9 protein-coding genes are annotated in these 12,306 nt (G+C 59.5%); 7 read left to right on the top strand and 2 right to left on the bottom strand.

From position 1 onward, the window contains the following. The first annotated feature begins 272 nt into the window (after window positions 1-272). Window positions 273-1,658: a dihydrolipoyl dehydrogenase family protein gene (locus ABH944_RS17425; protein ID WP_404607759.1), complete on the top strand. Its 1,386-nt coding sequence runs from the start codon at window positions 273-275 to the stop codon at window positions 1,656-1,658. 29 nt (window positions 1,659-1,687) lie between these two features. On the opposite strand, the gene ABH944_RS17420 is transcribed toward ABH944_RS17425, so the two are convergent. Continuing rightward, entirely contained in the window at window positions 1,688-2,704 is a 1,017-nt protein-coding gene (locus ABH944_RS17420) for a LacI family DNA-binding transcriptional regulator (RefSeq protein WP_404607758.1), read from the bottom strand. A gap of 292 nt (window positions 2,705-2,996) precedes the next feature. Here ABH944_RS17420 and ABH944_RS17415 point away from each other — a divergent pair, with 292 nt between their 5' ends. The 5 genes from ABH944_RS17415 (at window position 2,997) to ABH944_RS17395 (ending at window position 9,227) form a co-directional block, all read left to right on the top strand. Beyond that, a complete protein-coding gene (locus tag ABH944_RS17415) occupies window positions 2,997-4,139 on the top strand; it encodes an ABC transporter ATP-binding protein (protein ID WP_404607756.1) in 1,143 nt (380 codons plus the stop codon). Between the two features lie 11 nt (window positions 4,140-4,150). Next, complete coding sequence (locus tag ABH944_RS17410; protein ID WP_404607754.1) at window positions 4,151-6,091, top strand: beta-galactosidase; 1,941 nt, start codon at window positions 4,151-4,153, stop codon at window positions 6,089-6,091. A 35-nt stretch (window positions 6,092-6,126) separates the two neighbouring features. Further along, window positions 6,127-7,371: an ABC transporter substrate-binding protein gene (locus ABH944_RS17405; protein ID WP_404607753.1), complete on the top strand. Its 1,245-nt coding sequence runs from the start codon at window positions 6,127-6,129 to the stop codon at window positions 7,369-7,371. Window positions 7,372-7,452: 81 nt separating this feature from the next. Beyond that, window positions 7,453-8,361, top strand: a complete 909-nt coding sequence (locus tag ABH944_RS17400; RefSeq protein WP_404607751.1) for a carbohydrate ABC transporter permease — start codon at window positions 7,453-7,455, stop codon at window positions 8,359-8,361. Between the two features lie 14 nt (window positions 8,362-8,375). Next, window positions 8,376-9,227 carry a carbohydrate ABC transporter permease gene (locus ABH944_RS17395; RefSeq protein ID WP_404607749.1) on the top strand — a complete coding sequence of 284 codons (852 nt, stop codon included), beginning with the start codon at window positions 8,376-8,378 and terminating at the stop codon, window positions 9,225-9,227. Between the two features lie 9 nt (window positions 9,228-9,236). Here ABH944_RS17395 and ABH944_RS17390 read toward each other — a convergent pair whose 3' ends face one another. Further along, complete coding sequence (locus ABH944_RS17390; protein WP_404607747.1) at window positions 9,237-10,301, bottom strand: SGNH/GDSL hydrolase family protein; 1,065 nt, start codon at window positions 10,299-10,301, stop codon at window positions 9,237-9,239. A 307-nt stretch (window positions 10,302-10,608) separates the two neighbouring features. Here ABH944_RS17390 and ABH944_RS17385 point away from each other — a divergent pair, with 307 nt between their 5' ends. Then, the gene (locus ABH944_RS17385; RefSeq protein ID WP_404607745.1) at window positions 10,609-12,207 is read left to right on the top strand and encodes a methyl-accepting chemotaxis protein; all 1,599 of its coding nucleotides are present in this window, start codon (window positions 10,609-10,611) and stop codon (window positions 12,205-12,207) included. Window positions 12,208-12,306 lie beyond the last annotated feature (99 nt).

Genomic DNA, 12,306 nt, shown 5'->3' with positions numbered 1-12,306 from the left:
ATCTTACCGGAGAACAAAACCCGCGATGATCGGAAGCAACCTGCGCGAATATCCCAACCTTACGCAATTCGTCCGCAACGAAGCCCGGGCAATGAGACGAACGAGCAGCCATTCGAGCCGCTCCGACATGGAGATTTGCGCCGCGTGCGCCTACATTTACGTCATGGCGGGGGCAGGGTGGCATCGAAACGAACCCGCTCTCTCGGCATAGCGCGAATCCTCCCTTACCGGCTCGAGTCAGCTATGCGCAAACCTTTGAAAGGGAGCTGAAAATGTCGACGGTCGAACAATTCGAATATGTGTTTCTGGGTGGCGGAAAGGGCGGCAAGACGCTGGCGATGGAACTCGCCAAATCAGGCAAGCGCGTCGCCGTAGTCGAGGAAGGAATGATCGGCGGCTCGTGTATCAACGTGGCATGTATTCCGAGCAAAGCGCTGATTCAAACCGCGCGCATCATGCATGCCGTGCAATCCGCAGACATATTGAAGGAGGCTGTTCACGGCGCGGAGGCAGATATGACGCGGGTCCAGCGTTACGTGCGTGAAGTGGTCGACGGCATGGTCGATATCAACGCAAAAGCGTTCGAAGCATCGGGCTTCGACCTGATCCTCGGCACCGGACATTTCATAGCGCCACGCCGCATTCAGGTGGCGATGAACGACGGACGGGAACGTGTGGTTGAAGGCACTCACGTGTTCATTAACACAGGGACATACGCTGCGATTCCGGATATTCCCGGGCTGCGCGACGCCGCCCCCATGACGCACGTCGAAGCACTCGAACTCGACTCGCTGCCGGAGCATCTGATCGTGATCGGCGGCGGGTATATCGGGCTTGAAATGGCGCAGGCGTTCCGGCGGCTCGGCAGTAACGTAACTGTTGTGCAAGAGGCGCCACGCGTTGCCATGCGCGAGGATACCGACGTCACGGATGCCATCGAATCGATCCTGGCAGGCGAAGGAATCGACATAAGGGTGTCGGTCAAGTCCTTGCAAGTCAGCGGCCGCTCGGGGCAATCGGTCACGGTCGAACTCAGCGACGGCACACGCTTGAGGGGCACGCATCTGCTGGTGGCGACGGGCAGGGTGCCGCGCACGGCAGGCATTGGACTGGACGTGGCGGGCGTAGCGCTGGATGAACGCGGATTCATCAAAGTGGATGAGCGCCTGGCAACGTCCGCGCCGAACACATGGGCGATTGGGGAAGTAGCGGGCACCCCGATGTTCACGCATGCTTCATTCGATGACTATCGCGTGCTCAAGTCGCAACTCGCGGGCGGAAATCTGAGTACGCGCGACCGCGTCATTCCGTACGCCATGTTCATCGAGCCGGAGCTTGCGCGCGTTGGTATCAACGAAAGCGATGCACAACGGCAAGGCATTGCCGTGCGCGTGGCTAAGTTGCCGATGGCATCTGTCCCCCGCGCCCGCACGACCGGTGATATGCACGGCTTCATGAAAGCGATTGTCGATACGCAATCGGATCGCATCCTCGGCTTCACCATGCTCGGATCGAACGCGGGCGAAGTGGTTGCAACGGTGCAGATGGCCATGCTCGGCAATCTCCCGTACACCGCTATCCGGGACGCGATCCTCTCGCATCCGACCATCGCGGAAGGGCTGAACCTGCTGTTCGCGAAGATCCCTGAGAGAGCGTGAGAGGGCTTCAATAAGGCTTCAACGACGCTTCAACTACGTACCCGTCCCGTCGATGCGCGCTGGACCAGCACGGGCGGGGGCGCGACACGCATGGGCGTCTCGCAGTGGCCGCCGCTTTCGATCAACGCTTCCAGCAGCTCCACGGCCATCGCAGCGGCGGCGTCGGTAGGAACAGCAACCGTCGATAACCCCGGCCGTGACTCGCGAGCGAGTTGAATGTCGGTAATCCCGATGACTGAGAGGTCGTCGGGAATACGCATGCCGCGATCAGCAGCCGCATGCATTGCACCCAACGCGGGCAAATCATTGGTCGCGAAGATCGCGGTCAGGTCGGCGTGCTCCGTCAGCAACTCACACGCGGCCTCGTAGCCGCCCTGGACGGCGTCGCGGGTGAAACGCGCTTCCTGCGCCGGATGTGCCACGCCCGCAGCCTTCAACGTGTGACAAAAACCGGCGTATCGCGCTGCCTGCACCCCTTCCGGCTGACTCCCGATGATTGCACCAATCCGCGTATGTCCGAGGTCCAGCAGATGCTGCGCGGCCAGCGCCCCGGCCGCAAAAAAATCAACCGCTACGCAAGGCAATCCCGGCGATACATCCGGCCGTTCCCACATGCACAGCACGACGGGCGTGCCGCGTTTGCGGGTGGTGTGAAGATCGTCGAAACCGATCCGGGAGTTCATCACCAGCACGCCCTCGGACAAGGTCCCCGCAATCTGATCCAGGTACGCGCGGCTGATCACCGGATCTTCGTTCGTATTACATACGATCAGGAAGCGCCCGTTCTTGCGTGCCGCGCGTTCTGCCGCCAGCGCGAACTCCGGATAAAACGGGTTCGCGATACTGGTCACCATCAACGCCAACGTAGGTGCACTCCCTTCCGCCAGCGCCCGCGCGGTCAGGTGCGGCCGGTAGCCCAGTGCCTCCACCGCGTCGAGCACCCGCTGACGTGTCGCGGCCCCCACCTTCCCGCGCTTGCGCAGCACGTTGGAGACGGTCGCCGGCGTGACGCCGGCGCGTAAGGCAACCTCGGCCAAAGTAGTCATCGAATCTCGCAGCAAGGGCTCAAGCGGTTCAACGTCGGCCAAGTTCAGTGAAGTGTCGCCAGGGTGGCAGCTTCATCCAGTTACTCCCGTAGACGCCCACATTTTGGGATGGCTTCCCGGCATTTGTATAAATCAGCCGACGCCGCTAGATTTGAGACCCAAGGCAGTTAAAAAAACATTAGGACGGAGACAGCCGGTCAACACGATCCCGAATACGGATCGTTTTTTCGCAGGCAGAAGGTTAAGCGCTTAACCTTCCTTTGTCTCCTCGGTAAAACACGGAGACGTCGGCATGGCGAGCATCTCGTTACGATCGGTTCAAAAAGCGTACGGCGATCACGCACCCGTGATTCGCGATGTCGATCTGGAGATCGGCGAGCACGAATTCTGCGTATTCCTCGGCCCTTCGGGATGTGGAAAATCCACTCTGCTGCGCATGATCGCGGGTCTGGAAGACATCACGGACGGCGACCTGTACATCGACGGAAAAATCGTCAATGAAGTGCCGGCTGCGCAGCGTGGCGTCGCGATGGTATTTCAGAGCTACGCGCTCTTTCCGCACATGACCGTTTACCAGAACATGGCGTTCGGCTTGACGCTGGCAAAGACACCGAAGAACGTAATCGAGCAGAAAGTGAAGGAAGCCGCGCGCGTGCTGCAACTCGAGGCCTTGCTTGAACGCAGGCCGAAGGAGTTGTCCGGCGGGCAACGGCAACGCGTGGCGATTGGCCGGGCAATCGTTCGCAGTCCGGGTGTGTTTCTCTTCGACGAACCGCTCTCCAATCTGGATGCCACTTTGCGTGGCCAGACGCGGGTCGAGATCGCGCGCCTGCATAAACAGTTCAATACGGCCAGCGTCGTCTATGTGACGCACGACCAGATTGAAGCCATGACGCTCGCCGACAAGATCGTCCTGCTGCATTCGGGGGCGGACACGGCGAAGTACGGCAGCATCGCGCAAGTGGGTGCGCCGCTCGAGTTGTATCACCGGCCGAGAAGCCGCTTCGTGGCGGGGTTTATCGGCTCGCCGCGCATGAACTTCCTTCCCGCGCGGGTGGTATTGGGCAGCGCGGAAAGCGTGTCGATCGTCCTCGATGGAACCAACGAGCGACTGCAGGTTCACGCTAACGGCGAGGCTTTGCGGCCCGATCAGGCAGTCACGCTCGGCATTCGTCCCGAGCATCTCGAACCGGCCGCAAGCGGCGGACCGGTTCAGCAAATCAGCCGCACGGTGTCGCTGGTCGAACAACTTGGCGAGCACAGCTATCTGCATCTCGATCAACCGCACGGCGCGGTGCTGATCGCCAAGGCACCGGGCGACAAGACACCACGGCAGGGCGAGAGCGTGGCCTTTAACGTGCCGCCCGCGTCGTGTCATCTCTTCACCGAGGACGGCTTCGCCGTTACATCGGCCGCCATCCAACAATTTGCGTAGGAGCGCACCGTATGCGTCTTGGAGTCTGTTACTACCCGGAACACTGGCCCGAATCGATGTGGAAGGACGATGCGGCGCGCATGAAGGCGCTGGGTATCGACCGCGTCCGGATTGCGGAATTCGCGTGGAGCCGCATCGAACCAACTCCTGGTGAATACAACTGGGGCTGGCTGGATCGCGCAATCGATGTGCTCGCTAACGCGGGCCTGAAAGTCGTCATGTGCACGCCGACCGCGACACCGCCGAAGTGGCTGATCGATCGTCATCCGGACATCCTGCCCGTTGGCGCCGATGGCCGTCCGCGTGCATTCGGCTCGCGCCGGCATTACGATTTTTCGTCGCCTTCGTACTTCGAGGCGTCGCAGAAGATCTGCACGGCCGTGGCCGAGCGTTATGGCAAACATCCCGCCGTCGCGTTCTGGCAAACGGACAACGAGTTCGGCTGCCACAACACCGTCGTTAGTTATTCGCCTGCCGCAGTGCAGCGTTTTCGTGGGTGGCTGAAGCAGCGCTACGGCACTATCGACGCGCTCAACACCGCGTGGGGCACGGTGTTCTGGAGCATGGAGTACCGCAGCTTCGACGAAATCGATCCGCCCGTTGGCACCGTGACGGAAGCGCATCCAAGCCATCGGCTGGATTACCGGCGTTTCGCTTCGGACGAAATCGTGCGCTACAACCGCATGCAGACGGACATCATTCGCGCACATTCGCCGCAGCGGCCGGTCGCGCACAACTTCATGCAGTTATTCACCGAGTTCGATCACTACAAGGTGGCTGCAGACCTGGATATCGCGACATGGGACAGTTATCCACTCGGCGCGCTGGAGGAGCAGTGGTTCGATCCGTCGGTCAAGTTGCAGTGGCTGCGCACGGGGCATCCCGACTTCGCGTCGTTTAATCACGATGTGTATCGCGGCATGTCGAAGCTGCCGTTCTGGGTGATGGAACAGCAACCGGGTCCGGTGAACTGGGCGCACTGGAATCCCGCGCCGCTGCCAGGCATGGTGCGCCTGTGGAGTTGGGAAGCGTTTGCGCATGGCGCCGGGTGCGTATCGTATTTTCGCTGGCGGCAAGCGCCGTTCGCGCAGGAACAGATGCACGCGGGCCTGAACACACCGGATAACCGGCTGGATCTGGGCGGCGCGGAAGCGTCGCTGGTGGCAAAGGAAATCGAACAGGTGCTGGAAGCGGATGGTGAATCGACGGTATCCGCCAAAGTGGCATTTGTTTGGGATTACGAAGCAAAATGGCTATTCGAGATCCATCCGCAGGGCGCAGATTTTCACTATCCACGTTTTGCGTTTGAATACTACAGCGCGTTGCGCAGTCTTGGACTCGACGTCGATGTGATTCCGGTCGATGCCCCGCTTGACGGATACAAGATGATCGTCGTGCCACCGTTGCCGGTGGTGCCCGCGGAGTTTGTCGCGAGGCTCGCGGCGAGCGGCGCGCAGGTGGTACTTGGGCCGCGCACGGGATCGAAGACGGTCAACCTGACGATTCCCGCTGCGTTGCCGCCGGGGGAGGGCATCGCAAAACTGATGCCCATTCGCGTCTGGCGCGTTGAGTCGATGCGGCCGAACGTGACCGAAAAAGTGGATCAACGCGGCGAGGCGCGTCATTGGCGTGACTTCATCGAGACGAACAATGGCGTGCAGGTTGAAGCAACGTTCGCCGATGGTCATCCCGCCATCGTACGCAGCGGTTCCGTGCTTTATCTCGCCAGCCTCTTCGACGAGACCCTGACGCAGGACATCTTCCTGAACGTGGCGAAAGCAGCCGGCCTGGATCCCGCACCGCTGCCTGAGGGTATCCGCATCAGCCGGCGTGGTGGCTTGACTTACGTCTTCAACTACAACGCGACGCCATACAAGATTCCGGCGGCTGCGAGTTTCATAGTGGGGCAGGAGGAAGTAGAACCGCAGGGCGTCGCGATTTACAGAGCATAGCGAAGCAAACAACACTCATCGATGAGGAGACACGCATGAAAACCTTGATTCGCCACGGACTGACCGGTGCGGCGCTGGCCGTTGTTTTAGCCACGACCAGCATCGCGCAGGCGGGCACCTTGACTGCGAACATCGCGTTCAAGGGAGCAAGCCAGCGCGCGGTCTGGCAACAGACTTTCGATGCCTTCAAGAAGGCGCATCCGGATATTGACGTGAAGGTGACCTTCGTCGATGAAGAAGCCTACAAGGTGCAATTGCCCGGCTGGCTCACCACCGTCGCGCCCGATATTGTCAACTGGCACAACGGCGAGCGCATGGCGTACTACGCGAAGCGCGGCCTGTTTGAAGACCTGACGCCCGACTGGAACAAGAACGGCTGGAACGGCATGTACGCGTCGACGAAAGAATCGTCCACGTACAACGGCAAGCAGTATTCGGCGCCGACCGTGTATTACGCGTGGGGCATGTTCTACCGGAAGGACCTGTTCCAGAAGGTGGGCATTACCGCGGAGCCGAAGACATGGCCCGAATTCCTGGACGCCTGCAAGAAGCTGAAAGCAGCCGGCATTGCGCCGATCGCGGTGGCTGGGCGGGATGCATGGACACTCGCCGGCTGGTTCGACTACCTCGACCTGCGCATCAACGGCAACGCGTTTCATCAGAAGCTGATGGCAGGCGACATTGCCTACACGGACCCGCGCGTGAAGAAGGTTTATACGGCGTGGAAGGGCCTGATCGACGACAAGGATTTCATCGACAACTCGCTGTCCTACGATCTTGACGCGGTGCAGCCGTTCCTGTTCCAGGGCAAGGCGGCCATGATGCTGATGGGCACGTTCATTACCGGCGGATTCCCGGAGAACATCAAGCCGCAGATGGGCTTCTTCCAGTTCCCGATTATCGACAGCAACGTCCCGACCGCCGAAGACGGTCCGGTGGAGTCCTTGCATATTCCGTCGAAGGCGAAGAACAAGGCGGACGCGCACACGTTCCTGGCATTCGCGGAAACGCCGGATATCAGCGCACAACTGGCGAAGGGGTTGGGCTCGTTGCCGGCCAACAGCAAGTCGCCGGAACCGGATGATCCCATTTCGAAGATCGGCTTCCAGATCCTTTCGCAAACGAAGGGGGGTATTGCGCAGTTCTACGACCGCGACATGACCAAGGAGATGGCTGACGAAGGCATGAAGGGCATGCAGCAGTTCGTGTCCGATCCGACCCAGCTGGACTCGATCCTGGCGCAGCTCGAAGCTACACGCAAGCGTATCTACAAGAAGTAACGTGGTATGGCGGCTCGCGACTATTGCGAGCCGCCTCGGAGATCAGTATCAGGATCAGCATCAGGATCAGGAGAGCACCGCATGTCCGAAACCCTCAGCGTTCCGGGGATTAAAACAAAGCGCCGCAGAAAGATGTCGGCCACTGCGCGCCAGCAGCGGCTGGCCGCGTTCCTGTTCCTTGCGCCAGCCTGCATCATGGTGGTGATCTACGTGATGTGGCCGATCTTCTCCAGCCTCAGGCTCAGCTTTTACAACTGGGACGGCATGACGGAGAAGACTTTCGTGGGCTTCGATAACTACATCGAACTGTTCCACGCGCCCACCTTCTATACCGCGCTGAAGAACAATGTCTTGTGGCTGATCCTGTTCCTGCTGGCTCCGCCCATGGGACTTGCCGTTGCGTTGTACCTGAACCAGGCGGTAAGAGGCATTCGCATGGTGAAGTCGCTGTTCTTCGCGCCGTTCGTATTGTCAGGCGTGGTGGTCGGCCTGATGTTCAGCTGGTTCTACGACCCGACCTTCGGCTTGCTGAAGCTGATTCTCGGACATGGCGTGCCGGTGCTCGGGGACCCGCGTTACGTGACCTTCGGCATCATCTTCGCGGCACTCTGGCCACAGACGACCTACTGCATGATCCTGTACCTGACCGGATTGACATCGCTTAATTCCGAACAGATAGAAGCCGCCCGCATGGAAGGCGCGAAGGGCTGGACCATGCTGTGGCACGTCGTCCTGCCGCAACTCCGTCCAACTACCTTCATGGCGATCGTGGTGACCATCATCGGGGCGTTGCGAAGCTTCGACCTGATCGCCGTCATGAGCGGCGGCGGTCCGTTCGAAAGCTCGACCGTGCTGGCTTATTACATGTACGACCAGGCAATCAAGTACTACCGCATCGGCTATTCCGCCGCGATCGCCGTGGTGCTGTTCGCGATCATGATGGTGTACATCGTCTATCACTTGCGCAGAATGTTGCGCACCGAGCAATAAGCCAGGAACGCGCCATGTTTCCAATGCCCGTCGCCAAGTGGAAGCCCGTCAACCGGGCGCTTTACAAGTTGTCGTTACCGGTCGCGCTGGTGATCTGGTTGTTGCCGCTGATAGCCGTGATGGTGACGTCGATCCGTTCCTCCGATGAACTCGTCGAAGGTAATTACTGGGGCTGGCCACGGCACTTTTCGCTGATCGCCAACTACAGTGACGCGCTGACGACTTCACCCATGCTCCACTATTTGTGGAACAGCGTGCTCATTACCGTGCCGGCTGTAGTCGGTTCGATCGTGCTGGCTTCCATGGCCGGTTTTGCATTGGCGATTTATTCGTTCCGGGGCAACACCACGTTGTTTGCGGCGTTTGTCGCGGGCAACTTCGTGCCTATCCAGATCCTGATGATCCCGGTGCGGGACCTGTCTTTGCAGTTGGGGATCTTCAATACCGTCGGCGCGCTGATCCTGTTTCATGTCTCGTTTCAGACCGGTTTTTGCGCATTGTTCCTGCGCAATTTCATCAAGCAACTGCCGTTCGAATTGGTCGAAGCTGCGCGCATTGAAGGGGCGAATGAGTGGACGGTGTTCTTTCGCATTGTCCTGCCGCTGATTCGCCCGGCGTTGGCCGCGCTGGCAATCCTGGTCTTCACGTTCGTCTGGAACGACTATTTCTGGGCGCTGTGCCTTACCACCGGAGACGAGGCGGCGCCTATTACCGTGGGTGTTGCCGCGCTCAAAGGCCAGTGGGTAACTGCGTGGAACCTGGTCTCGGCGGGATCGATACTGGCGGCGCTGCCGTCGGTCATGATGTTCTTCGCCATGCAGCGGCACTTCGTTGCCGGACTGACGTTCGGGGCAACGAAGGGCTAGGGCGGTGGGCTATTCGTGCAACCACGTGTCGATCCGGACCACGACGTAGTCCGCAATGAGTTTTTGCAGGTGAGTCGTCGGATGATAAGCGTCGGCGAACATGTAGATGTTGTCGGCATGGGGGGAGACATACGTCGAGGGCGAGCAGAAGAGTGCGCTGGTGTCGTCGGCTTGAAACGCCAAGGGCAGGTTTGCCGGCGCACATGCTACGTTGGTGCCAATGCTGCCGTCGAAGCGAAAACCAAGTTGGCGATAGTTCTCCGACGCTTCATCAATGAACGTGAACGCATCGATCCGCAATACGGCCGGCGATGAAGGGAGCGCTTCATCCAGCGCAGTGTTGAATACTTGCACCAGACGCCGAAGCACTTTCGAGGAGCCCGGCAACTGCTGATCGGCAAGGTTTGCGATTGGCGCCTTGCTGATATCGGGGACGTTTTGTACGACGATATGAGTGGCGCCATGTTGTTGCACGTTGTGCACCAATCCCGCAAATTGCTGCGCCGCCTGTTGCAGCGCCGGTAGGAGCGACTGTAAAGAGGCAGCTGGATTGCCGCCGGTCGCAATCATTCCCGCCCACGCATCATAGGCATCCTGAACATCATTGGCTCCGCCTTGCATGAGGACCAGTTGCTTTGCGGTGAAGCGCGTATGCGACTGGAGATAAGCGGCCACTTGCGAGGTCAGCGGCGTCTGTAACTCGCCTGTGTCGCCCGTTGCATCACCGGGGTTCGGCGCTCCTGCCACCCGGGCGCCCCCTTGAGCGTAGCCGAATCCTTCGGGATGAATCACGCTTGGCTGTCCAAATCCGCCAGTCAGTGCAGGCGTGAGGCTCGACCCATAATGTTGCGCTATAAGCTGAACGGAGATCGCGCCCGGATTCGTGGTGTAGGTGCCACCGCCAAATCGCCGGGCATACGCATAGGTGCCAACGTCTGACAGACTGTCCCCGAACGAGACTACCTGCAAGAGGCTTCGTTGCGGATCGGCGGAATCGGCCGATGCGTTCGATGAAGGCGACAAACCGATCAAACCGCATGTCAACGCGAGGAACGCAAAACGGCGGACTGTCATGGGGTGCTCCAGGTAGTTGGGCTATCGAAGAATACCCGGGTTTCGGTGCCGAGAACGATCTCGATGCTTTAGCGCTTCAGCGGGGGTTCGTTTGCCGTCTTCGACATTGCTCATGGCACAACGAGATTCGTCCATCTATTTACCTGTTTTAATCGGCCATTCCGCGTTCAAGAAAAAGCGCCTGTAACCGCGATAAATCCCGCTAATTGGGCTGGTTTTATTTATTAATCGAACACCCCTCCAGTCCTGTCTTCGACCCGCCGATATACCTTCGATAGAAGGTACACGACGAGTCGGAGACAATCGGATGAAAACATTAAAAACACCTGCCGTATCCCATTTTTCGGGAAATACCAGCCTGTTCAGTCATATCAGCTTGCGTACCAGCATCACGCTTGTGTTGACGGTTTTTGCCACGCTGTTGATCGCGGTAAGCGCATTGGCCGGCGTCGCGCTGCAAACCAGCAACGCCGCGATTGAAAAGATGTACATGGAAGACACGCGCTCGCTTCTTCAAATCAAAAGCAGCTATGAACACGTGATGCATGCGCGTCTCGCGCTGGGTAGCTTTGCAGCGCTTTATGGACTAGGCGACGTTCAGCCAGCCTTGCTTGAAGGTGCGCACAACGACCTGCGTCAATCCGATGAGGAAGTGCGGGCTTACCTGGCAACCGCATCGGCGGACGATGCCGAAACAGCGCTGCGCGCCCGCTTTGTCGCCGCGCGTCAGAAGTATCTGCATGACGGTCTGGACGCCTCGTTCGAAGCGCTGGGTAAAAGCGATTTCTCAGCCTACAAGCAACTCCAGGGCGCTGACACCGAAGCGCTGGCTAACAACTTCAGCGCTCAGGTAGCTGCACTGGAAGGTGTTCTCACCGGCCGTCAGAAGGCGCGCTATACGAGCGCTCAAGAGCGCTTCCACACCATGCTGGGGCTTCTTGCCGCGGCGGCGTTCGCGTCGGTGGTCATTGGCACATTCGCGCGCCATGCATTGCTTAACGCAATCGTCAAACCGGTCGGGCAAGCGATTCGCCAGTTTCAGCGGATTGCTGCGGGCGATCTGACGAATCCGGTGGAGACCGGCCGCGACAACGAGATGGGCGCGCTATTGCGTGCGCTCGAGCAGATGCAGCAATCGCTGGTTGAGACGGTGACGACCGTGCGTGCCAGCACCGAATCGATCAACGTTGGCGCAACGGAAATCGCCAGCGGCAACAATGACCTTTCCGTTCGGACAGAGCAACAGGCGGCGTCGCTGGAAACCACCGCGAGTAGCATGGAGCAGATCACGGCGACGGCGAAAGCGAGCTTCGAGAGCGCGCGGCAAGCGAGTGAGATGGCAACGCAAGCATCGGAAATGGCTGTAAAGGGCGGCGCTGTGGTCAGCAATGTGGTGACCACCATGCAAGGCATTGCCGCCCATTCGAAGAAAATTTCCGAGATCACGAGCGTGATCGACGGCATTGCGTTCCAGACAAACATACTGGCGCTCAACGCGGCAGTCGAGGCGGCGCGCGCGGGCGAACAGGGTCGAGGTTTTGCGGTCGTGGCCGGTGAGGTACGCAGTCTGGCGCAGCGCAGTGCTGCGGCGGCTCAGGAAATCAAGCTGCTCATTCAGGATTCGAGCGCGCATATCGACGCCGGATCGTCGTTGGTGGAAAGTGCAGGGACGACTATTGGCAGCGTGGTGAGCGCGGTTGAACGCGTCTGCCAGATCGTGACTGAGATATCCGCCGCGGCGGGTGAACAAAGCAAGGGAATCGAGCAAGTCAATCTGGCGGTTGCAACCATGGACCAGAGCACGCAGCAAAACGCGGCGCTCGTCGAGGAAGCCGCCGCCGCGGCGCAGTCCCTGAAGAGTCAGGCGAGAACATTAAGCGAGGCGGTGGAGGTGTTTCGGCTCTAAAAGACCAGTTCAAAAAGAGCTCGGAAGGGCTGTTTAGTTTTCCACGAAACGGTTAACCTTGGATACCTGAACAACGGATCAAGGAATGCCGGCACCTAT

This window comes from Caballeronia udeis (genome assembly GCF_044909315.1).
Lineage (GTDB): Bacteria > Pseudomonadota > Gammaproteobacteria > Burkholderiales > Burkholderiaceae > Caballeronia > Caballeronia udeis_A.
Note: the sequence above shows the minus strand (reverse complement) of the source record. Positions and strands in the feature narration are given on the sequence as shown.

What these genes read in the sequence shown, in the direction of transcription:
- ABH944_RS17425 (WP_404607759.1), top strand. Translation starts at nt 273, where the DNA reads ATGTCGACGGTCGAACAATTCGAATATGTGTTTCTGGGTGGCGGAAAG.
- ABH944_RS17420 (WP_404607758.1), bottom strand. Translation starts at nt 2,704, where the DNA reads ATGACTACTTTGGCCGAGGTTGCCTTACGCGCCGGCGTCACGCCGGCG.
- ABH944_RS17415 (WP_404607756.1), top strand. Translation starts at nt 2,997, where the DNA reads ATGGCGAGCATCTCGTTACGATCGGTTCAAAAAGCGTACGGCGATCAC.
- ABH944_RS17410 (WP_404607754.1), top strand. Translation starts at nt 4,151, where the DNA reads ATGCGTCTTGGAGTCTGTTACTACCCGGAACACTGGCCCGAATCGATG.
- ABH944_RS17405 (WP_404607753.1), top strand. Translation starts at nt 6,127, where the DNA reads ATGAAAACCTTGATTCGCCACGGACTGACCGGTGCGGCGCTGGCCGTT.
- ABH944_RS17400 (WP_404607751.1), top strand. Translation starts at nt 7,453, where the DNA reads ATGTCCGAAACCCTCAGCGTTCCGGGGATTAAAACAAAGCGCCGCAGA.
- ABH944_RS17395 (WP_404607749.1), top strand. Translation starts at nt 8,376, where the DNA reads ATGTTTCCAATGCCCGTCGCCAAGTGGAAGCCCGTCAACCGGGCGCTT.
- ABH944_RS17390 (WP_404607747.1), bottom strand. Translation starts at nt 10,301, where the DNA reads ATGACAGTCCGCCGTTTTGCGTTCCTCGCGTTGACATGCGGTTTGATC.
- ABH944_RS17385 (WP_404607745.1), top strand. Translation starts at nt 10,609, where the DNA reads ATGAAAACATTAAAAACACCTGCCGTATCCCATTTTTCGGGAAATACC.